General features: G+C 46.6%; 22 protein-coding genes and 1 pseudogene. 20 read left to right on the forward strand and 3 right to left on the reverse strand.

All coding sequences use genetic code 11. From position 1 onward, the window contains the following. From DWY25_RS12825 to DWY25_RS12845, 5 genes and pseudogenes are all read left to right on the forward strand, one after another. Positions 1-312, forward strand: a pseudogene (locus tag DWY25_RS12825) (hypothetical protein); the annotation flags it as partial. A gap of 197 nt (positions 313-509) precedes the next feature. Beyond that, on the forward strand, positions 510-923 hold the full coding sequence (locus DWY25_RS12830; protein ID WP_117895557.1) for a PTS sugar transporter subunit IIA: 414 nt from the start codon (positions 510-512) through the stop codon (positions 921-923). A 337-nt stretch (positions 924-1,260) separates the two neighbouring features. Next, positions 1,261-1,743 (forward strand): PTS sugar transporter subunit IIB, encoded by a 483-nt coding sequence (locus tag DWY25_RS12835; protein ID WP_117895558.1) that lies wholly within the window; start codon positions 1,261-1,263, stop codon positions 1,741-1,743. An 18-nt stretch (positions 1,744-1,761) separates the two neighbouring features. Continuing rightward, a complete protein-coding gene (locus DWY25_RS12840; protein WP_006057785.1) occupies positions 1,762-2,556 on the forward strand; it encodes a PTS mannose/fructose/sorbose/N-acetylgalactosamine transporter subunit IIC in 795 nt (264 codons plus the stop codon). Next, a complete protein-coding gene (locus DWY25_RS12845; protein ID WP_181981818.1) occupies positions 2,549-3,373 on the forward strand; it encodes a PTS system mannose/fructose/sorbose family transporter subunit IID in 825 nt (274 codons plus the stop codon). Before DWY25_RS12840 ends, DWY25_RS12845 begins: the two co-directional genes overlap by 8 nt. A 53-nt stretch (positions 3,374-3,426) precedes the next feature. On the opposite strand, the gene DWY25_RS12850 is transcribed toward DWY25_RS12845, so the two are convergent. Next, on the reverse strand, positions 3,427-5,370 hold the full coding sequence (locus tag DWY25_RS12850) for a BglG family transcription antiterminator (RefSeq protein WP_117895560.1): 1,944 nt from the start codon (positions 5,368-5,370) through the stop codon (positions 3,427-3,429). A gap of 66 nt (positions 5,371-5,436) precedes the next feature. Here DWY25_RS12850 and DWY25_RS12855 point away from each other — a divergent pair, with 66 nt between their 5' ends. From DWY25_RS12855 to DWY25_RS12890, 8 genes are all read left to right on the forward strand, one after another. Further along, the gene (locus DWY25_RS12855; RefSeq protein ID WP_117895561.1) at positions 5,437-6,138 is read left to right on the forward strand and encodes a hypothetical protein; all 702 of its coding nucleotides are present in this window, start codon (positions 5,437-5,439) and stop codon (positions 6,136-6,138) included. Between the two features lie 297 nt (positions 6,139-6,435). Then, complete coding sequence (locus DWY25_RS12860; RefSeq protein WP_006057815.1) at positions 6,436-6,924, forward strand: PTS sugar transporter subunit IIB; 489 nt, start codon at positions 6,436-6,438, stop codon at positions 6,922-6,924. A 51-nt stretch (positions 6,925-6,975) separates the two neighbouring features. Continuing rightward, positions 6,976-7,764 carry a PTS sugar transporter subunit IIC gene (locus DWY25_RS12865; protein ID WP_117895562.1) on the forward strand — a complete coding sequence of 263 codons (789 nt, stop codon included), beginning with the start codon at positions 6,976-6,978 and terminating at the stop codon, positions 7,762-7,764. Then, positions 7,764-8,606 carry a PTS system mannose/fructose/sorbose family transporter subunit IID gene (locus tag DWY25_RS12870; protein ID WP_117895563.1) on the forward strand — a complete coding sequence of 281 codons (843 nt, stop codon included), beginning with the start codon at positions 7,764-7,766 and terminating at the stop codon, positions 8,604-8,606. The genes DWY25_RS12865 and DWY25_RS12870 overlap by 1 nt, the downstream gene beginning before the upstream one ends. A gap of 20 nt (positions 8,607-8,626) precedes the next feature. Then, positions 8,627-9,163 (forward strand): hypothetical protein, encoded by a 537-nt coding sequence (locus DWY25_RS12875; protein WP_117895564.1) that lies wholly within the window; start codon positions 8,627-8,629, stop codon positions 9,161-9,163. A gap of 138 nt (positions 9,164-9,301) precedes the next feature. Next, positions 9,302-9,727, forward strand: coding sequence for a PTS sugar transporter subunit IIA (locus tag DWY25_RS12880; RefSeq protein WP_117895565.1), 426 nt, complete (start codon positions 9,302-9,304; stop codon positions 9,725-9,727). A 42-nt stretch (positions 9,728-9,769) separates the two neighbouring features. Further along, the gene (locus DWY25_RS12885) at positions 9,770-11,143 is read left to right on the forward strand and encodes an MATE family efflux transporter (protein WP_117895566.1); all 1,374 of its coding nucleotides are present in this window, start codon (positions 9,770-9,772) and stop codon (positions 11,141-11,143) included. 75 nt (positions 11,144-11,218) lie between these two features. Next, a complete protein-coding gene (locus DWY25_RS12890; protein ID WP_117895567.1) occupies positions 11,219-12,310 on the forward strand; it encodes an MBL fold metallo-hydrolase in 1,092 nt (363 codons plus the stop codon). A 308-nt stretch (positions 12,311-12,618) separates the two neighbouring features. Here the strand turns inward: DWY25_RS12890 and DWY25_RS12895 are convergent, their stop codons facing one another. Further along, the gene (locus DWY25_RS12895) at positions 12,619-14,562 is read right to left on the reverse strand and encodes a BglG family transcription antiterminator (RefSeq protein ID WP_117895568.1); all 1,944 of its coding nucleotides are present in this window, start codon (positions 14,560-14,562) and stop codon (positions 12,619-12,621) included. 214 nt (positions 14,563-14,776) lie between these two features. Between DWY25_RS12895 and DWY25_RS12900 the strand changes: the two genes are divergently transcribed. The 7 genes from DWY25_RS12900 (at position 14,777) to DWY25_RS12940 (ending at position 19,408) form a co-directional block, all read left to right on the forward strand. After that, entirely contained in the window at positions 14,777-15,397 is a 621-nt protein-coding gene (locus tag DWY25_RS12900) for an alpha/beta fold hydrolase (RefSeq protein ID WP_117895569.1), read from the forward strand. 984 nt (positions 15,398-16,381) lie between these two features. Then, positions 16,382-16,552, forward strand: a complete 171-nt coding sequence (locus DWY25_RS12915) for a hypothetical protein (protein ID WP_006057823.1) — start codon at positions 16,382-16,384, stop codon at positions 16,550-16,552. Positions 16,553-16,629: 77 nt separating this feature from the next. Next, positions 16,630-17,109, forward strand: coding sequence for an imm68 putative immunity domain-containing protein (locus tag DWY25_RS12920; RefSeq protein WP_117895571.1), 480 nt, complete (start codon positions 16,630-16,632; stop codon positions 17,107-17,109). Positions 17,110-17,449: 340 nt separating this feature from the next. After that, the gene (locus DWY25_RS12925; protein ID WP_261795728.1) at positions 17,450-17,926 is read left to right on the forward strand and encodes a signal peptidase II; all 477 of its coding nucleotides are present in this window, start codon (positions 17,450-17,452) and stop codon (positions 17,924-17,926) included. A 117-nt stretch (positions 17,927-18,043) separates the two neighbouring features. Further along, complete coding sequence (locus DWY25_RS12930) at positions 18,044-18,589, forward strand: P-loop nucleotide/nucleoside kinase family protein (RefSeq protein WP_117895573.1); 546 nt, start codon at positions 18,044-18,046, stop codon at positions 18,587-18,589. 156 nt (positions 18,590-18,745) lie between these two features. Continuing rightward, positions 18,746-19,072 (forward strand): MazG nucleotide pyrophosphohydrolase domain-containing protein, encoded by a 327-nt coding sequence (locus DWY25_RS12935; protein ID WP_117895574.1) that lies wholly within the window; start codon positions 18,746-18,748, stop codon positions 19,070-19,072. A 69-nt stretch (positions 19,073-19,141) separates the two neighbouring features. Next, positions 19,142-19,408, forward strand: a complete 267-nt coding sequence (locus DWY25_RS12940; protein ID WP_117895575.1) for a DUF7660 family protein — start codon at positions 19,142-19,144, stop codon at positions 19,406-19,408. Positions 19,409-19,638: 230 nt separating this feature from the next. Here DWY25_RS12940 and DWY25_RS12945 read toward each other — a convergent pair whose 3' ends face one another. After that, positions 19,639-20,481 carry a Nif3-like dinuclear metal center hexameric protein gene (locus DWY25_RS12945; protein ID WP_117895576.1) on the reverse strand — a complete coding sequence of 281 codons (843 nt, stop codon included), beginning with the start codon at positions 20,479-20,481 and terminating at the stop codon, positions 19,639-19,641. Positions 20,482-20,507: the final 26 nt, after the last annotated feature.

The following is a 20,507-nucleotide window of genomic DNA, read 5'->3' on the forward strand; positions in this document are numbered from 1 at the left end:
AAAAAAGGGATGCGGAAAGGTGTAAAGAAAGGCATAAAACAAGGGATCGAACAAGGGATAGTTCAAGGGATGGTTCAAGGGATCGTAAAAGGAAAAGTATCCTTGTTGAAGGAGTTACTGCGGCAGAAATGGGAATTAACGGAAAGGGATGAGAAAGACTTGGATAGTTTAAACGAAGAAGAAGTGAATCAGATCGTCCAAGTTTTAAATAGAATAAATACCCCGAAAGATCTTCATGATCAACTGAAAAAGCTTTCTGATTCAAAGCATCAAGCGGAGAGGCATGCCCAGTTTTCATTTTCTCATGACTAATCAAAGGAGAGAAGCCACTGGTTACCGGCAAATAAAGTGTCCTGAACATAAAATTACGTTCAGGATTCAATCTGTGAACCGATCAAATTTTGAAAAGAAGAAAGAGCAGAAACCGTTATAATGATCAATGTGGAAATCTTAATTTTAACGAGGATCTCTGGTTAATCTGGACGGAGGTTCCATGAGAGGAGCAGACCATGAAGGGAATTTTATTGTTAAGCCATGGCGATATGGCGAAAGGCATGCTGCAGTCATCTTCAATTTTTTTCGGTGAGAATCTGCCGCAGGTGCAGGCTTTAGGCTATCAGATGACCGATGACAGCGAGGCATTTGAGGAAAGGATTGGTAAGGCGATCGCGGAACTGGACAGCGGCGACGGCGTGCTGGTGCTGACGGATCTGTTTGCGGGAACACCGGCGCACAAGACGACGCGCTATTTAAAGCCGGGGCAGGTCGATGTGATCTGCGGAGTGAACCTGCCTTTATTTTTAGAACTGCTGGGTTTGCGGGAAGCTGGCGGCCTGGATCTGAGCACGCTGATGCAGACTGGAAAAGATGGAATCCGGCTGTGGGAAGTCGCTCAGCCGCAGAGCGACGACGATTTCTTTTAAAATCGGACGATTACGATAAGACTGAAGATTTATATTTTACAAAAACCCTGGCTGAGGCTGGGTTTTTTGTAGTTTTGGACATTGAAAATCAGGAATCCAGATCAGGTTGAACAGGAAGATCAAAATTTCTCAGCTTCCTTCTTCACCTTGGGGTTGATGTCATAAATCAGAAAGTTTGATTCAAGTCATAACTAAGATTTCAGAATGAAAAGTTCACAAAAAGCGTCCACTAATTATTACTTTTTGAAATTTTAGGTGAAAGCGCTTTAAGTATAATGATGATGTTGAAATCAACGGAGATTACCGCTGATGAAAAAGAGGAGGAAAGGAAGACATTATGATTGTTCAACTTAGAATCGACGAACGTCTGATCCATGGACAGATTACCACTGCCTGGTCACGCTATCTCGATGTCAGCCGGATTGTCGTCGCAAGCGATAAGCTGGCCAAGGATCCGCTGACCACCCAGACGCTGCTGATGTCGGCGCCCGCAGGCAAAAAGGTTGCGGTGAAGACGATTCCCGACGCGATTAAGCTGCTGTCTGACCCGCGCGTGGACACGGTGCGCGTGCTGATCATCGTCGACAATCCGAAAGACGCGGTCGCTTTGGTCAAAGCCCTGCCGATCACGGAGGTCAACGTTGCCAACTACGTCAAGAAAAAATCCGCCAACAAGGTCAATCTGACACGGGGAGTCAATTCCGATCCGGAAGATCTGGTCTATTTCAAAGAACTGGCCCAGATCGGCGGTCATGTATTCTCACAGCTGATTCCGTCCAACCCGGTTGAAAACTTCGCCGAGATCGTTTCCAAACTTTAAAGAAAAAGGGGGTTCCTCATGACCAACGCATTATTGATCGCGTTCGCCTATCTCTTATGGCAGGTTGCTGACAACTGGCTGGGATGGCAAACGTTTACCCGTCCGTTAGTTTTATGTACATTAACCGGTTTAATGTGCGGCGATATCACCACCGGCGTCATCATTGGCGCTGAACTCGAAGCTGTTTACATGGGCGTCTCTGCCATCGGCGGTGAAGCACCGTCCAACTATCAGGCCGCTTCTGTTCTGGCTGTCGGCTTCGTTGTTCTGTCCGGCGCGGATCAGGGCGTCGGCTTGGCGCTGGCCGTCACGGTCGGCACATTGATCAACGCCGTGAAGCCGTTCACGCAGGCCATTGCCTTAGCGCTGCATCCGTGGTTCATGAAAATTGCGGAAACCGGCAATGTTAAGAAATTCCGTATCGCTATGTGGCTGCAGGTCATCTTCGTTTCTCAGCTGCTGAACACGATCGTTGTCTTCTTGGTCGCGTTGGGCGGTGAAGCGGGGTTACAGACGTTTATTTCGATTTGTCCGGCCTTTATTATCAACGGTCTCAACGCTTCCGCGAACATGTTGGTGGTCGTCGGCTTATGCCTGACAACGCAGGCGATCTGGAATGGAACAACGACCGTCATGTATGTCATTCTCGGGTTTGTTGCCGTTAAATATCTGGCGCTGGGCACACTGCCGCTGGCGTTGATCGGCATCGTCATTGCCTTCGCACATTTCCAGAACAGCTATAAATTAGCGCAGAGCCGCTCTGCCGCGGCGATTGGCACGAATGCTCAGGAAGGGGATGATTTCTATGAATAAGGCGCCGAAACTGACTCCGGAAGAACGGAAAATGTTGAATAAATCGTTCTACTTCTCCTTAGGCACCAATATGGCAAGCAGTAAGGTTTCCCAGCAGTCCAAGTGCTTTGCGATGGCGATGGCGCCGGGGCTGGAAATGTTCTATGACGATCCCGAAGACCGCCGCAAGGCTTTCTACCGCCACGCCGGCGAATTCTTCAATACCCATCAGGTATTCTTGGGCTTGTTGGTCGGTATTTCGCTGGCAATGGAAAAGCAGCAGGCTGAACATCCGGAAGACGATATCACGGAAACCATTTCCACGCTGAAAGCGTCCCTGATGGGACCGACCGCCGGCATCGGCGACAGCTTCTTCTTTAACTGCTACCGCGTCATCATCGCTGGTCTGTGTATCGGCTTATCCGCCAACGGCAGCCTGCTGGGCGTCATTCTGTTCGTTCTGTTATACGGCTGCATGCTGCTGGTCTACAAATATATCTTCTTAACGGCCGGGTACCGCTACGGCACCAGCCTGATCACGGAAGCCTTTGAACGCGGTATCGTTCCGTTAATCACGGAAGCGGCGGGCATCCTTGGCGCGATTATGGTCGGGGCATTGATTGCGCAGAACGTTTCGATTAAAATTGCGCTGCAGCCGGTGATCGGCGGCGCGACGATCGACTTCCAGGGGATGCTGGATTCAATTATGCCGGGCCTGCTCTCCCTGTTATTGTGGGGCTGGAGCTTCTCCCGGGTCCAGAAGGGCTGGTCACCGACGAAATTGATCTTTATGATCATGGGCGGCTGCGTCATTCTCGCTTTCTTCGGTATTCTCTAAAAAAACAACGGCTGTCACGCAAAGTTTAACCCTTATGCGCGGCAGCCATTTTCTTAGAGGACATGGAAAATCCCGACGACGTCTTTATAGGAGCGGTCGTACAGAGTGTTGATAAACAGCTCGTTCTGATGGATGAACTGCTTCAGCAGGTAGGAAATGATCTGAACGTTCTCTTTGCTTCCGTTGCCTTGTTGATAAAAGATGTAAACGCTCGCTTTCGCCCGTTCCCACAGCATCGGCTTCTTGTTGACGAACACCTCGAAGACCGGCTGTGCGATCCGCAGCGCCAGCGGCGTGATCAGGATGATATTCTTTTCCTTCTCATAGCTGATGAAGCTGCTGCGCATCTTTAAATCATGGATGAAATGTTCGTGATCGCCGATCTCATTCTGATACAGCTTGTAGATTGCGTCATAGACCTGCATCTGCGAGGTGAAGCTGCATTTGTGGAAGTTCTTTTCCCGGAATAAGGTCCGCGCTTTCGCGTTGAAGCGCTGAATCAGAAACGTGGAAAGAGAATTGAGATCCGACTGGATATGATTGAGATTACTGTCGATCAATGCGCCGGCGTAGGTTTTCGGCAGGATGTTGCGGTTGACGTCCGTGATGATCGCGTCGTAGTGCTCCAAATCGCAGGCGAAGACTTCCGTATATTCCAGAATGTCCAACGTCTGGATGTAGCGTCCATATTGCACCCGCATCCGGTCCGCCAGGTTTTCGCTGTAATACCGGCCATGGCGGGAAACTATCGCCAGGTTCATTTTGTTGTAATAGGCGTTGTTCTTGTATAAGGCTGAATTGAAAATATAGTATGCGTCGACCAGATCTACTTCCCGCAGATACACGCCGTGCTTCACTTTATAAAACAGTGCGAACAGCGAACTGATATCTGCGGATAACAGACCGATTTTTGTCGAACCGGGAAGCTTTTCCGCATCCGAGGAAAAATTGAATTCCGTCTTGAGATGCAAGCCGTAGAGATAACAGGTGAAATCCTGAATGAAATGATCGTCAAAAATACCGGTGACATCGTAATATTTTGCGATAAACGCTGTTATCTCCCTGACTTCCGCTTCGATCGCGGCCCGCTCGTTTTCTGGAATCCGTGACGGATGTTTTACCGTCATGCAGCAGGCGATCAGCGCCGCGAAGGACAGGATATCTGTTTCTGTCAGTCCCTCTTGAAAATAAACGGGCAGTGAGGCGTAAATCGTCTGGGAAGCGGAATAGACCGGAAGACTGTGCAGCTGACGTATCTGATCGGCTGAAAAATGAATCTCTCCGGCATGGGAAGATCGGGTTTTGGCCAATGCGAGATATTGCGCGAGTTTAACAAAATGAATGTTGGGGATTGTGATTTCCCGGTGTTGGCGGAAATAATTGAGCACACATTCGCGCACCACGCCCGGATAGTCGGTATGGTTGAGAAACAGGGCGTTAAAGACGCCGGTGCGGACAAGCTGCGGGTTTTCATGAACGTAAACTTTGTGCATGAAGATCAGACAAATTCGTTTCGATCCTTCGTCACCTTCGATATACAGACCATAGTTCCGTTTGTTCTTTAAATCCAGATGGAACTGATCAAGAATCAGCTGCGTTTGGTCCAGCGTGCGCAGCACTGTGCTTTTAGAACAATACAGACTATTTGTCAGCGCGTCGATTGTCGTATACGATGAGGCCGTTAACAGCCGCATCGCGATCGTATACGCGGTGGAAAATTCCGAATAGTTCAGATAGCGGAACTGCCGGAATTCCTTCAGCATTTTTGCCAGAAACGGCCGTGCCAGCTCAGGTTGGTCCAGCGTCAGAAAATAGCCGGCGGCGATCTTGGTGTCGATAAAGCAGCCGTGTCCGCGGAGATAATCGTTGATCAAATCGATTTCCTTGCGGATGGTGTTGATCGAGACGTTGCAGATTTTGCTGAGTTCCTCACTGCTGATGTAATCATGGCAGGCAGCAATTTGCTGCAAGAGCGTTTTTCCAAGTTCGTTTAGCATCTTTGTTTTCTCCTGAACTCCATTATATCGGATTTTCAGGGTTATTGCATGAAGAGGAGAGAGGTTATGTTGACATATTCTGTAATTTTATTGCTTTTATTGATCCTCGTCGTCTTTCTCGGCTCCGCATTGATGAAGAAGCGGCTGGCCGGACGGCTGGAACAGGCGCTGCGGAAGAAGGATTACGACGCATACCGCAAAGTGATTTATGCCCGGAGCGCGACGGTGTTTCTGAATCCCAATACAATTCTGCTTTTGCGGGCCAGCGATCAAATGGCTTCCGGCAACCGGGATGCGGCGAAAAAGATTCTGCCTGCCATCCGGGTTATGCGGCTGGAGGCGGCGCAGAAGCTCGCTTACCTGCAGCTGTGCAGCTCGGCAGCGGTGGAGACCGGCGATGTTTCTTTGTTTCAGGTTATTCAGAAAGAGCTGGATCAAATTCAGGACCCTTCGCTGCAGGGCTTGATTGCAGACTTACGGGAAGAAAATGAAATCAACCAGAGTTTGTACGGTGAGTATGACCGCCGCGTGATTCCGGTTCTGGAAAGTCAGGTAAGCCGGAATGAAGGTCAGAACCGCGGCCGGCTGATGATGTCGCTGGCCAAAGCCTACTATCTCGACGGTCAGACGGAGAAGGCGAAAACAACATTAACCGCTGCCGGAACGCTGCTGCAGGGAACGTCCCTGGAAAAGGTTATTCATCTGACTTTAAGTGATTTGCGGATTCTCGGCAACGACATCGCCGCAGAAGAAAACGCTGGAATCTGAGTTTCCGGATTCCCGGGAAAGACATCGTTCTTTTCCAGATGGAAGAAGCCGGAAGATTGGACAGCCGGCGGCTGCGGTTGTTCCTAATTCTGTTTTGTTTTGAACTCCTGAGAATTTTAAACAAATTTCCAAGGTTCTGGAAATGGGTTTTTCTGCGCGCTCATCCGTTCAAAATGTAACGGATTAAAGATTAAAAACTGAATTAGAAACCGCTTTCAACTTCGGTACAATAAAAGACGTCAAGGGGAATGTTAAAATTCAGCTTTAAACCAATTCGTAAGAAATGAGGTGTTTTTGATGATTGTATTTATCCGCTGTGACGACCGTTTAATCCACGGTCAATGTCAGACCAAAATTATTCCGCTGAACAAAATCACCCGCGTCATCGGCGTGGATGATGCGACCGCCGCCAATCCGATGTTAAAACGGATCTTTGAAATGGCCGCACCGCAGGGTGTGAAAGTCACCGTACATTCAGTTGCCGACGCGCTGACGCCGATCCGCAAGTGTATGATCAACGACAAACGGACGCTGATTATCACCCGCCGTCCATCGACGTTGTTAAAAATCTACAAGGCGATCCCGGATCTGATGAAGACGATCAACGTTGCGAACATGCCGAAGGAAAAAGACGGCTTCTGGGTTCGCCGCGACATCTGGGTCAATGAGGAGGAACTGGCTGCGTTAAAAGAACTGGATGCGCTGGGAGCGACGATCCAGTTTCAGCAGTTCCCGGGGGACGGTCAGCCGGAGCTGTATTTCAAGGACATTCAGAACCAGCATTAAGCAAGCATTGAGTATTTTATTTCTATAAATGAGAAAGGGGAGAAAAATACGATGCAAATCACAATCCTTCAAGCGATTCTGCTTGGACTCTTCTGCTTCCTGGTTTCGACCGGAATGTTCCCGTTAGGCTGGATGAGTATGAACATCATGAGCAAGCCGCTGATCCACTGTATGATCATCGGTCTGATCATGGGCGACATGAAAAACGCGCTGATCATCGGCTGCGTCATCCAGGCCGCCTACATCGGCCAGATGTCGATCGGCGGGGTCGCGACCCTGCCCAGTATCAACATCGCGCTCTGGTTTGCGCTGCCGCTGACGCTTGTTTCAGGCGGCGACGCAGCGGAATGCCTGACGATCGCGCTGGCATTTGCGGCAATTCAGAACATTCTGAATACCGTCGGCAACCTGGTCAAAGTCGGATTCCTGCACCGTCAGGACGCCTTGATTGAAAAGGGGAAAATCAAGCAGGCCTGGTGGTATCCTGCCTGCGGCCACATCTGGACGTTTGTTTCCTGCATGATTATCGTGCCGGTCTTCTGCCTGGCCGGATCCGCGGTCATCAGCAACATCGTCAACGCACTGCCGCCGCAGATCAATGCGATCACATCGACCTTTACCGGTCTGCTTCCGGCAATCGGCTTCATGATCCTGATGGTCACGCTGATTCACACGCCGTTCCAGTGGATTTATTTCCTGTTCGGCTTTGTTCTGGCCGCCGCTTTGGGCTGGGATACCATTTCCATTACGATTATGGGCTGCGTCATCGCCTATCTGATTTTCCAGTTTACACCGGATAAACAGCTTGCCATGGCGGCCGCTGAGGAGGATGACGACTAATGACGCAGAACATGGAACGCCTGCAGGCGTTAAAGAGCGATAAGAAATTTGTCAACAAAGCCTTCTGGGCTTACAACTGGTCGATTCCAATGAACTTTACGCGGGAACGGATGCTCGGCTGTTCGATGGTTTGTATGCTGGCGCGCGTCGCGGATGAGATTTATCCGGAAGATACCGTGAAGCAGCAGGAATTATGCCGCAACCACGAAGTCTTCTTTAACACTCAGCAGGGACTGGGTGCCGTGATTTACGGGATTGTCTTAGGCATGGAAGTTGAACGGGCGCATGACGATTCGATTACCAACGAGCTGATTCAGTCGATCAAGCAGGCGCTGGCGGGGCCGCTGGCTGGTCTGGGCGATTCCTTGATCCAGGCGCTGATCACGCCGATCCTGATCTCGATTGCGATCGGATTAAGCACCGACGGCTCGATTCTCGGTCCGCTGTTCCTGTTTGCTTCCTATACCGTTATCAACGGCATCCTGTGCTACTCGCTGTTCAAAGCAGGCTATAAAACCGGGATTATCGGTGCGGAAACCCTGGTCAGCTCGAACATGAAGGGCCGCGTGATTCCTGCGTTTGAAGCGCTGGGCATCACGGTTATCGGCGGCGTGCTGGCCGGCATCATGAATGTCAAGACCAACCTGGTCGCGTCCTTCGGCCAGACCAGCGTCAATATCCAGACCGACGTATTGGACGCCTTCTTCCCGAAGATCCTGACGTTAATCATCTGCTTTATCGTCTATTACTTAGTGAAGGAAAAGAAATGGTCGGCGACCAAGATCATGCTGTGGATGATTCCGGTAGCGATCATCGGCTATCTGACCACCATTCTCGCGTAAGCGAAAGAAAGGAAACGGTTATGCGGAAACTGAATTATCAATGGACTCAGGAGGATGCCCTGCATTACTATGAACTGCTTCTGAGCACGGCGCACGAAACACGGCTGACGCGGATGATCTCGATTCTCTGGGGACCGGCGCTGAGCGTGGCGCTGATGATCGGGTTTCAACAAGGAAACTCATTGATCGCCTGGATGTTCGCCGTTTCCTTTTCCCTAATCTGGATCTTTGTCATCGCGCCAAGATTTTACCGCCATCTCTGCAAGAGCGCGGCCAAGCGCAAATTGTCCGCAAATGAGCTGGCCTGGGATTCCATTGAGTTTGAAGAAAAGGCCGGTGACTACAAGGTCAATGGTGTGAAAAAGGAACCGCTGAATTATTATGTCATGCCGGATTTTCTGATCGTCACCTTTACCGATCACACCCAGCTGGTCATACCGGAACGAGCGTTCGAGCAGGATGAGGAACGGATGCGGCAATGGCTGAAGAGACTGGCGCTGACGGTCAAAGATAAACAAAATTCAAATGTTCAGGAAATAAAGGAAATCGCCGTCTGACGATTTCCTTTGTAAAGTGAAGCCAACGGGTAAGCCAACCGGATGAGTCCTTAAGTCAGATCACACTGAAACGATGGGGGATAAGAAAAAGACAGAAGAAATCCGGAAAAAGGAAATGAGAGAAAGGAGATCACAACAATGGTTGGACTTGTTTTAATCAGTCATGGCAAGATGGCTGAGGGAATCGCTGATTCCTTGTCAATGTTATTCGGCGCCGATCTGCCGCAATTTGAAATCTGTGCGCTGCATGAAATGAATTCTCCGCAGGAGTTTCATGATGAATTATGCCGGAAGGTGGCGAAGGTCGACAGCGGGGACGGCGTCTTAATCTTCGCGGATATGCTGGGCGGCACGCCGTGCAATCAGGCGCTGACGCTGGTCAATGAAAAAGTACATCTGATTGTCGGCATGAATCTGCCGATGATTCTGGAATTACTGGGAATGCGTGAAACACAGCCGGCGGAGGTTTCCGCGATTATTGAAAATGGCCGGCAGGCGATTCAGGATGCCGGCGCCTTGTTCTTCGCTCAGGCGGGATCGGAGTCTGATGAGGATGATGATTAACCCCATCGCTTCCTCTTTGAAAAAGAGAGGGGGATCCGCAGCATGACGGTGACCGCAAAACGCAGAGTCGGAACCAATCTGACCGAAGGCGGGATCTTAACCACCTTACTGGTCTTCGCGATCCCGATTGTGCTGACTAACATCGTTCAGCAGCTGTATTCGATGGTCGACTTGTCGGTCATCGGTCAGTTTGTCGGCAATGTCGGAAGCATCGCGGTCAATACCGGCGGAGAAATGGCCGATCTGGTCAGTCCGGTGGCGATGGGCTTTGCGGCGGCGGGCCAGATCTACATCGCGCAGCTGGCCGGTTCGGGACTGGAAGATAAGATGAAGAAAACCGTCGGTACGCTGCTTTCGTTTACGATCCTCTGTTCGATCGTGCTGACCGGCTGCGGCATCGTGTTCTGCCGGCCGATTCTGGAACTGTTGAACTGTCCGGAGGTCGCATTGTCCCAGGCGTCCCAATACATGATCATTACCGCGGTCGGGTATCCGTTTATTTTCGGCTACAATGCCGTCTGCGGCGTATTGCGGGGAATGGGTGAATCGAAGAAACCGCTGTTGTTTATCTTAGTTGCAGCGGCGGTCAACATCGTTCTGGACTTATTGTTAGTCGCGGTGTTCCACATGGGCGCAGCCGGAACAGCGCTGGCCACGGTGGCTTCCCAGCTGGGCTCCTTTTTAGCCGCATTTGCTTATCTGTGGATTCAGCGCGAGCATTTTGATTTTGAACTCAAGCTGCGTTATTTTCAGATTGACTGGCCGATTCTGAAAGTACTGATCAAGCTGGGTATTCCGCAGGTATTCCGTTCCCTGATGGTCCGCACGGGCATGTTATGGGTCAATGCGTCGGCGAACGCTTACGGCGTTGTCGTTTCAACCACCAACGGTGTCGGCAACAAGCTGCAGAAGTTCCTGGAGGTCTTCATCTCCGGCGTCGATACGGCGGCAGCCAGTATGATCGGTCAGAATCTGGGTGCGCACAAAACAGATCGTGCCGGTAAGACCACGCTGGTCACGGCCGGCTGCTGCGTCGTGCTGGCCGGCGTATCTTCGCTCTTGTGCGTTATGATTCCGCATGTCATCTTTGGAATCTTCACCCAGGATGCGGCAGTCATCGAGCTGGGCACCACTTTCCTGCGGATCTTTACGATTCATTTCTTCGCGTCGGCGATCACCGGTTCTTTCCAGGCGATGGTTACCGGCTGCGGATTTGTCGAGCTGGGCTTTCTGTTAGGTCTTCTGGATGGAGTCATCTGCAAGATCGGTTTAAGCTTGTTGTTTATGAATGTTTTCCACATGGGCTATGAAGGCTTATGGTACGGCGTCGCCTGTTCGCGCATCGTCAACGGTCTGATCTGCATCGCTTATTATCTCAGCGGCAAGTGGAAGACCCGCAAATTGCTGAGCGAATAGCGGGATTGATAAGACTGACGCTTGATCTCAACACAACGAAGAATTATAAAAAAAGAAAAGACGGGAGGAATCTTTATGCCGGGAAGCTTTAAGAAAAATACAACCCTGGGCGCGACACCGCGTCCCATCCATTCCGACTTGAAATCCAAAAGAATTGTCTGGGAAACGGAACACCCAGTCCGCTGGTCGTTTATGAAAGTGCTGCGGGAAACCAGCTCGCTGAAACAGTTCTATCCGGACATCAATCCCTACACCGAGGTTTATCAGGTACGCGATCATGTGTACGCCTTCTACAATGACAGCTTTGACGGAGCAGGCGACGTCTGGATGTATCTGATCGACGGTCCGGAAAAAGCGCTGCTTATCGATACTTCGTTCGGCGTCGGCGACCTGAAGGGACTGATCCGTCATCTGATCGGCGATAAGGAAGTGATCGTCTGCAACACGCATGCCCATTATGATCACTGTTACGGCAACGGTCAATTTGAAAGGGTATACTGCCATCGCCATGAAGTGCCGGATTTGATGACAAAAAACAATCCGGATATCTGGGATTATTTGTTCAACAATACGGACAAACCGGTTCAGGTCTGGGATGAACTGATTCCGCCGGGAGATCCAGTCTACACGCATTTTGACAAGCGGGATATCGTCGTCGACCGCGACCATCGGGAAGCGTATGTTCCGTATGAAATCATCGGAATTGAAGATGGTCATGAGTTTGATCTGGGCGGCGGCGTGATTGTGGAAGCGGTGCTGCTTCCGGGACATACGCCGGGGCAGTGCGGTTATTATGACCGGCAGAAGCATCTGTTATTCTGCGGGGATATCACCGGCATCGGAAGCCGTCCTAAGGGAACGCCGTATGGCGAGTTCTGTACCGTGGAAGCGATGAGCGAGGCGCTGAAGAAACTTCAGCCGCGGTTCGCGGAAATCGACGGCGTCTTTCCGGGCCACGGGGCCTGGGATCAGTCGCCGCTGATCCTGCAGTATCTACTGGACACGGTAACGCGGATTCTGGAGAACCCGGAGAACGCTGACGGAAAACGGAGCTTCGAGCGGGATGGAAAAACGCATATTTCTTTAACGAAGAACATTCACCAGTGGACGGCATTGCGGTATAGTCCGGATCGTGTCTATAAGCGGCAGTTTACGGAAGAAGAATAAAGTTTTAAATAAGAAAGAATGCGGCTATCCTAATCCGGTTTCTTTCTTAAAATGATAAAATTAAAAAGGGCAGGACAAAGCTTTAATGAAGCTGAATCCTGCCTGTTTCTTTGTATAGAGGTTCTAACCTAACTTAACCAGAAAAGATTTAATTCATATTCATAAGGAACCTGTAAGGGTGCTTATCGAAAAGACAAAAGCTCTTCGTTCAATTTCTAGCCTGCCGAATCTGATCAGACAAACATAAAAGAAGGGGTTCCAAGGCCTGCGCTATGAATTTTTGTCCTTTGCTGACCAGCTGTTTTGGATTACAGGATATTAAAGCAGCCCACTACCTCATCATAGCTCTGTTCATAAAGCGTATTGAGGAACAGTGCGTTCTGATGAAGAAATTGTTTCAGCAAATAACTGATCCGCTGGACATTTTCCCGACTGCCGTCGCCATACTGATAGAAAATAAAGACGTGAGCTTTATTCTGATTCCAGAAAATCGGTTTGTGATTCACGAACACCTGAAAGACCGGGCGGGAAATCCGCATAGCCAGAGACGTGATCAGCACCAGATCCTGTTTTTTCTCATTGCTGATAAAGCTGTCGCGCATCTGTAAATCACGGAAGAACGCTTCACGATCGCCAAGCTCCGAGGCATAGAATGAGAAAATAGCGTCATAGACGTCTTGTTTCTGTTTAAAATCTGTCTTGTGGAAATTGGCCGGCTGGAATAACGGGAGAGCTTGCTGATTAAAAAACTGAATCAGAAAATCAGAGAGATCCTTGTATTCAGGACTGTCGCGATGATGGTTGAATTCAATATAAGCGCCATGATAATTCTTCGGCAGGGAGGAGAAATAGATGTCCGTGATGATCGCGTCGTAAACATCAAGCTCAGTTTCATAAAGCTCCGTCGCTTCCAGAACTTCAAGGCTTTCAATATAGCGGCTGGAATAAGTCATGAGCCGGGCCGCGATGCTTTCACTGTAATAACGGCCCTGCCGGGAAACAACAGCGATGTTCATTTTGTTGAATGTATAATTTTGTTTGTAGATTGCAGCGTTAAAAATATAGTAAGCTTCTGCCAGATCGGTTTCGTTCAGATGGACGCCGGTCTTATTTTTATAGAACAGAGCGAATAAAGAACACAGATCTGCGGTCCATAAACCAATTTTCGTCGAGGTCGTCAGTTCCTCGGAGTCCGTGCAGAAATTGAACTCTTTTTTCAGGTTCAGGCAGTAAAGGTAACCTGCGAATGCATCGTAAAAGGAAGCGTCCAGGCAGTCTTCCAGCTCGTAGTGCTGACGGATAAAGGCAAGGCTATCCCGGACTTCCTGGAAAATCACGGGCTGATCCTCCAAGGGGATCTGATCGGCGCTTTTCAGCGTCATGCAGCAGGCAATCAGCGCGGCTAACGATAAAATGTCGTTTTCATGGAGATTTTCTTTGAAATAAGCCGGCAGCGAAGCATACAATTCCCGGGCCGCTTTGAAAGCAGAAAGCTGGCGGATATGATTGAGCTGATCCTCGGTGTATTGAATCGCGGAAGCGTAACGGGAACGTGTTTTCGCTAATAAGATGTATTGCGTTAGCTTGATCACATGAATGTTGGGAATCGTTATTTCCCGGTGTCTGCCAAAATATCGCAGAATCTGATCCTGAAGGATTTGCGGATAATCTGTTTGATTTAGAAATAATGCGCCAAAAGCGCCTTCATAAATCTGAGGCTTATTCTCATGAGCGAAAACCTTATGAAGAAAAATCAGACAGATGCGTTTTGACCATTCATCTCCCTGAATGATCAGACCGTAATTTCGCCGAACTTTCATTTCCAGATGAAACGGATTCAAAATCAGCTGCACCTGATCCATGGTGCGCAGGATTGTGCTGCGTGAACAAAACAGACAACCAACCAGCGCTTCAATCGAGGTGTAGGAAGAGGCGATTAACAGCTTCATCAGGATTTGATAGGCCATGGAAAACTCGGAATAGTTCAGATAATCAAAACGCCGGAATTCCTTGAGCGACTGGGTAAGAAACGGGGCTGCGGCCCGCGGATCACGAATGGTCAGCGAATAGCCCACAGCGACCTTGGTCTCGATAAAACAGCCTCTGCCGGTCAGTTCATGATTGATGAGATCGATTTCCTTGCGGATCGTATTGATAGAAACATTGCAGATCTTGCTTAATTCCTCGCCGCTGACATAACTGTCGCAGGATGAGATGTATTGTAAGATTTTCCTTCCTATTGTACTTAACATTGTTTTTCCCCTTTATCTGTTATTATAAAACTTTCTCAATCGTTTGGGCAGAAGAAGGTCAAAAAAACGGAAGATTAAAAAGTACTGGAAATGATAATACGAATCTTACTGTACTATTTAATTCCGGATCTAAATAATGAATAAGGATTGTGGTTCCGGGGTAAAGAAAGATATAATAGTCTTATCAAATAGAATTGACTGAGGTTTAAAAATAATGAAAACAATCTTACTTCATGGTCTAGGACAAACCCCGTCAAGTTGGGATTCTACGATTCAGTTTTTGGAACAGCAATCAGAAATCATCGTTCCTGATTTATTTAGTTTCATCAAAGGAAATCCCGTCAAATATGAAAGTCTTTATTCAGCTTTTGCGGAATATTGTATTCATTTTCATGAGCCGCTCAATCTTTGCGGCTTATCGTTAGGTGGAATTTTAGCGTTGCGATTGGCGATCGAGCATCCCGAAATTGTCCATTCATTGATCTTAATCGGGGCTCGATACAATGTGCCTAAAATCCTGTTTAAAATTCAAAATGGAATTTTTAAGTTGATGCCGGATCAAACCTTTAAGCAAATGGGAATGGCAAAGAGAGATTTCATCTCTCTTTCTGAATCCATGACTGATATTGATTTAGAAAACGGCCTGGGATGTATTCAGTGCCGTACACTTGTGATCTGCGGGGAAAAGGACAAAGCAAACAAAAAAGCGTCGCAGGTCTTGCAAAAGAAAATATCAACGGCGGAGATTTGCCTTGTTGAGAAGGCCGGCCATGAAGTAAATATCGATAACCCTCAAAAGTTAGCGCTTTTAATCAGCGACTTTGTAAAGCAGTGAGAAAACTTCCGGTAAAAGGAAGTGAAAATTGGAATCCGTCAAACGTGAAGGAGGATATCAAGTCATGGTAATCACAAATGAATTTATAATCACCTGTATTTATATTGCGCCAGTTTTATTAATTTCTTCTAATATTTTGTCATTTTTAAAAAAAAGAAATTATATTCTTAAACTGCTGTATTACTTTATTCTATTAGCGCTGATATTGATTATACTGTTTCTGACATGCATATGGATTGTTGCAAGTTTCAAGATATCTACATAATCAAAAAGAGAATGCTCGACTGAAAAGTTAAGTTCCACTTCAGAAAGTGAAAAAAGAAAAGTAGAACTTACTCATACAAATACGATAAAATAAGGAGGAAATGAAAGAGTTACTTCCACTTGATTTTTGATCGTTACAGGCTTCTTGCTGCTTGTATTTATGCTTTGAACATTACTTCAATAAGTGAGGCTTGAGGGTGACTCGATCGTGTGGGATCTCAGTCAATCCATAGCTAAGGAATCGATTAGCCATCTCACTATTAAAGAAGCGGAGGACGCTGAACGATGTTTTGTTGTTCAGCGTCTTTTTGTTATAGGAATTGATATGGGATGAGATGAGATTCGCCTTTTCTTGCGAATCCAAGCTGAGAGTGATGGAGCTTGATCTTTTTCCAATGGTGGATTTATCTTTGCCAAAAACACTGAGCGATAATTTTACGGTCAGTTTCAGAAAGCTGTTTATTCTAGGTTGATGCCCACATCCGGTTCATCTCCAAACAGGAATAAGGAGGCAGGTATTCTGGCACTTTTACTATGACAAAGTGAAAGAGTAAATGCAACTGGAATTTGGTGAAAGACTAAATTCCAGCGGCCTCCTCCTTAAGTGGAATTTACTTTTTCACGTCAGCTTATTTTAAAGCGGTATATAACGATTGTGAAGAGCAGTCAATGAAGTTATAATAATCGTAGAGAGCGGCGTGTGTACGCGAGGGAAAGAGTATGAAAATCACGTGGATATTCTTAATCTTAGCCATAGTCTGTGCTTTGTTTTCAGATAAAATTGATGCGGCTTTTAAAGCGGATCAGAAGCTCAAAAGAATCATTCTGATCTTTAGCGGCGGCATACTGTTGGTTTGTGTAATTGCGGTCATCGCAAGGAATCTAACTTAACAAGACGATCCCTTTGAATACATCGATTAAATATGATCGGGATGCTGGCAACTTAAATAAGAAAAGAGGCAGATAAAATGGTGATTGAAAAATATTGGGGCAACTATATCGGAGGAACAGACGACAGCTTAACCTTATTGGATTATTTAGTCGGAAAGCAGAAAGATGAAATTCCGCTAAGGGAAATTTTTACGGATACGGGTCTGGATAAGCTGAATTGGAACTTCCGGAACACGGAAGTTCCGCTCGAATATAAAGATAAAGAGGGTTGGGAACATGAGTTTGATTTTGCGATCGATCTTGTTACCGATCTGGCCGCGCTTCTGTTAGAATGCCGGGTCAATGGGAAGGTCCCTTTACGGTTAATCCAGAATCCTGCTTCAGATCGGACAATTTGGATAACGACTACTTCAGAGGAGAACGCTTTGATGAATAAAGCGCTGGCTGATTTTACGAAAGATCCGCTTGCCTATGATCTTCATGAAATGGTACCCGATGAAGAAATGAAAGAAATGGCGCAAGAGTGTGAAAATCTCCGTCAGGAATTATTTGAATAAGCAGATTTCATATTGAAGAGAACAAACCGAAGACAGGTGTCGGATTGTCCTGTAGAAAATATCCTGCTTAGAAAGCAAAAGAATTCATTGATGGAAGATATTTGACAGGTTGGGGCGGTACTGCTGTCATGCCCATGGTAAAAGGTCATTATTTTATGAGTATTGCCATCGAAAACGCCAATGCTGCGGGATCATTTCTGTTCATGATCAGGAACATCGTGAACGTCATAATTCGCTGAAATGATAAATTTTCTGTTTCAATAACGGATAGAGTAGAATTTGAAGGGAGGTCAGGTTTATTAAGAAGTTTAAGCTTTTTATCATTCCAATATTATTTTTAATTCTGATAGATCAAACTTTAAAAATAATGATATCAAAAGAATTCATGACGTATGAATTCGATATCCTGTCCGGAATCCTTAGATTTAATCCGGTAATAAATATCCGTTTGTCTTATATTGGAAATTTTTTTGAACCGTTATCAAACCCATTCTTAACAATTCTTCTAAATGTTTTTGCTTTGGGGATCTTGATATCGGGTTATTTATTGTATAAGGTAAAAAGAGAAAACACTAGTTTTCCAGTAAAAATAATAATGATTTTCGGATTAGCGGGATGCTTGTGCAGTCTGATCGATAAGTTGTTTTGGGGTGGAAGTTTAGATTTTCTACAGATTCCCAATTTCTTTATTTTTGATTTGAAAGACTGTTATATAACGATGGCAGGAATTCCATTTGTGATTCTTGGAATTTCGCATAGCCAGGAAATATCAGTGAAAGAGTATCTGCGTTTTTGCTGGAATAAGTTTAAATTGTAAAAATTCAATTTCATGGATGAACTGGGAATGAAGAACGGATCATGAACGATTTCATTTGAAGAATAAGATAATTCCAGCAAAGGATCGATAAATTAGAATTTGGAAGGATAGACATCTATGAATCAAGGAAGAATTATTATAATTACTGGTTCGCCAGGAACGGGAAAAACTACAACATCGGCTATCGTTGCGAAAGAATCCAATATGGAAAAATCTGTGCATATGCATACCGATGATTTTTACCATTATCTTAGCAAGGGAGCAATTCCACCTCATTTGCCAGAATCAAACGGACAAAACTTGATTGTGATTGAGGCATTTATATGCGCTGCGAAGCAATATGTTCGTGGTGGATATGATGTAATTGTGGATGGCATTATTGGCCCGTGGTTTTTAGAACCATGGTTGAACATCGTTAACGAGGGCTATGAAGTACATTATATTATTTTAAGGGCATGTAAAAAAGAAACTATGCAGCGAGCAATTACCCGTTCAAAATTAGATAGAGAAACAAATATTGAATTGGTTGAAGCAATGTGGGCGCAATTCAGCAATCTTGGACTATATGAACAAAATGTCATAGATACAACAGGCTATTCAATCCAAGATACTGTTTCCTCAATAAAAAAGATGATTCTAGATAAAACTGCCTTACTTCGTTAGTAGTGTTTTTCATATATCACAGTAAAATAGGTTATACAAATTCCAGTTTATTAAATGTAATCAGTTTTCGTATCAGAACTTTAATCAGTAAAATCGTGGTAATCATTCTGGAATGAACATTGGTAATCAAAAAACAGAAAAATCGAGGAAAAAATAATGGAAGAATTTACGATCAACGAAATGAAAGAAATGCAGAGAACGCTGCAGGAAAAATATAAAGAACAATGGGAAGGGATCTCCCCGGAGGTCGGAAAAAACAAATTACTCTGGATGATCGGCGAAGTGGGCGAAGTAATCGACATCGTAAAAAAACAGGGTGATCAGAAGGCCTGCCAGAATGAAGCGGTAAGAAAAGAACTGATCGAGGAATTAGCGGATGTTCTGATGTATTACAATGATGTTCTCTTATGTTATGATATCTCGGCAGAGGAATTAAAATCCGCGTATATCGAAAAATTTAAAAAAAATATGAAACGCTGGTGAGGAAGTTCTATTAAAGAGATTCAGGATTCAGGAATCGAGGAACTTCTCAGAAAAGAAGGAATGTATGAAATGAAAACAGAAGAAGAATGCAGTTGGATTGAAAAGATCAACACGATTTCAAAAAAAGAAGAGTTTATCCGTTTTCTTGAAGATTTTTCTTTGGATTATCAACAACATTTTGAGGAATGGGAAAATATAACAATCTCTGACTATTTGTGGCAAATGGCGAGCTGGATAGAAGACGATTCGACCAGTCCGTCCTCGAATATAGTCTGGACAGAGGTTGATTTTCAGGTTCTGGCTAAAATTCTCTATATGGGAAAGCTCTATGAATAGAAGATACATCTCAAAGAAAGTTTCAATCTCACTGATTTTTGAATGCGTTAAAATTTGAAAATTCAATAAGGAAACTGACTTCCCGCAGCGAAAGCTTAACGATCCGCTGCTTTTTTATTGGAAAAAGGACGCGGCGAAGCGCTCAGCGTCCTTTGAAACATAGGAAATTCCAGAGCTTATTTTATAGCATAAGGACTCACAATTAAGACAAAATGATTTTATCTTTCAGTTCAAATCAGAGCCGTTCGATATTGAAATCCATCTCCGGCCTTGATAAAAGTGACTGGCAAAGCTTCGCCCACGACCTCCGGCAGCCAGCGAGCCATCGCCTTCATACCCAGTTCCTCGCAGTTGAAATGACCCATTTCCAAAAGAACTTTGTTCCGGCCTTGAGCCGCGGCGTCGATCACATACTGCGTCAGCGTATAATCGCAGATTTCAAAGGGAATCAATACGTCGGCCTGTTCCGCTTTCCGGATGATCTCGGCATCCTTGGGCGATCCTGTCACATGCTCGCAGAACAGGACAGAGGAAACTTCGCAATCTAAATTGCCGACGATTCGAAGACCGTTTAATTCAAACCGACGGAGGATGAAATCGGCCAATGTCTGCGCGGGAACAGGCGGAATCTGGTAAAGCAGCGGTTTCAGCGGATCATCTGCAACATAATTCTCCCATCCCAGTTCAGACAGGATGCCGGTGAAGATGGAATCCGGATTCACCCGCTGGGGCTGAAAGGGCAGACCGTTGCCATGCAGCCGGTCATGATCACGCCAGACGACCAACCCGTGATCGTCCGCGAACTGCTTTTTTTTCATGGCAACCGCGTTGTTCGCCAGCATTTCTTCGGTGTTGCCGCTGCCAAAGAAGATGGATTCATGGGTGATGATGAAGTTGATGTTCCGGGCCGCCGCTTTTCGCAGAACGTCCATAGTGGCGCAGACGGTCACGGCGATCCCGGTGCATTCCTGATCCGGATCCCCGGTTAAGATCTGATCGCGGGTTCCGCGCGGAGATTCAATGAAGGGTTCGTGCCAGTCCTTGAGCTTGTCGATAATTTCCTGGATTTTCATTTATGAGTTCCTCCTGTCCGGCGTAG

The sequence above is a fragment of the Holdemania filiformis genome, assembly GCF_003459085.1.
GTDB classification, from domain to species: Bacteria; Bacillota_I; Bacilli_A; order Erysipelotrichales; family Erysipelotrichaceae; genus Holdemania; species Holdemania filiformis.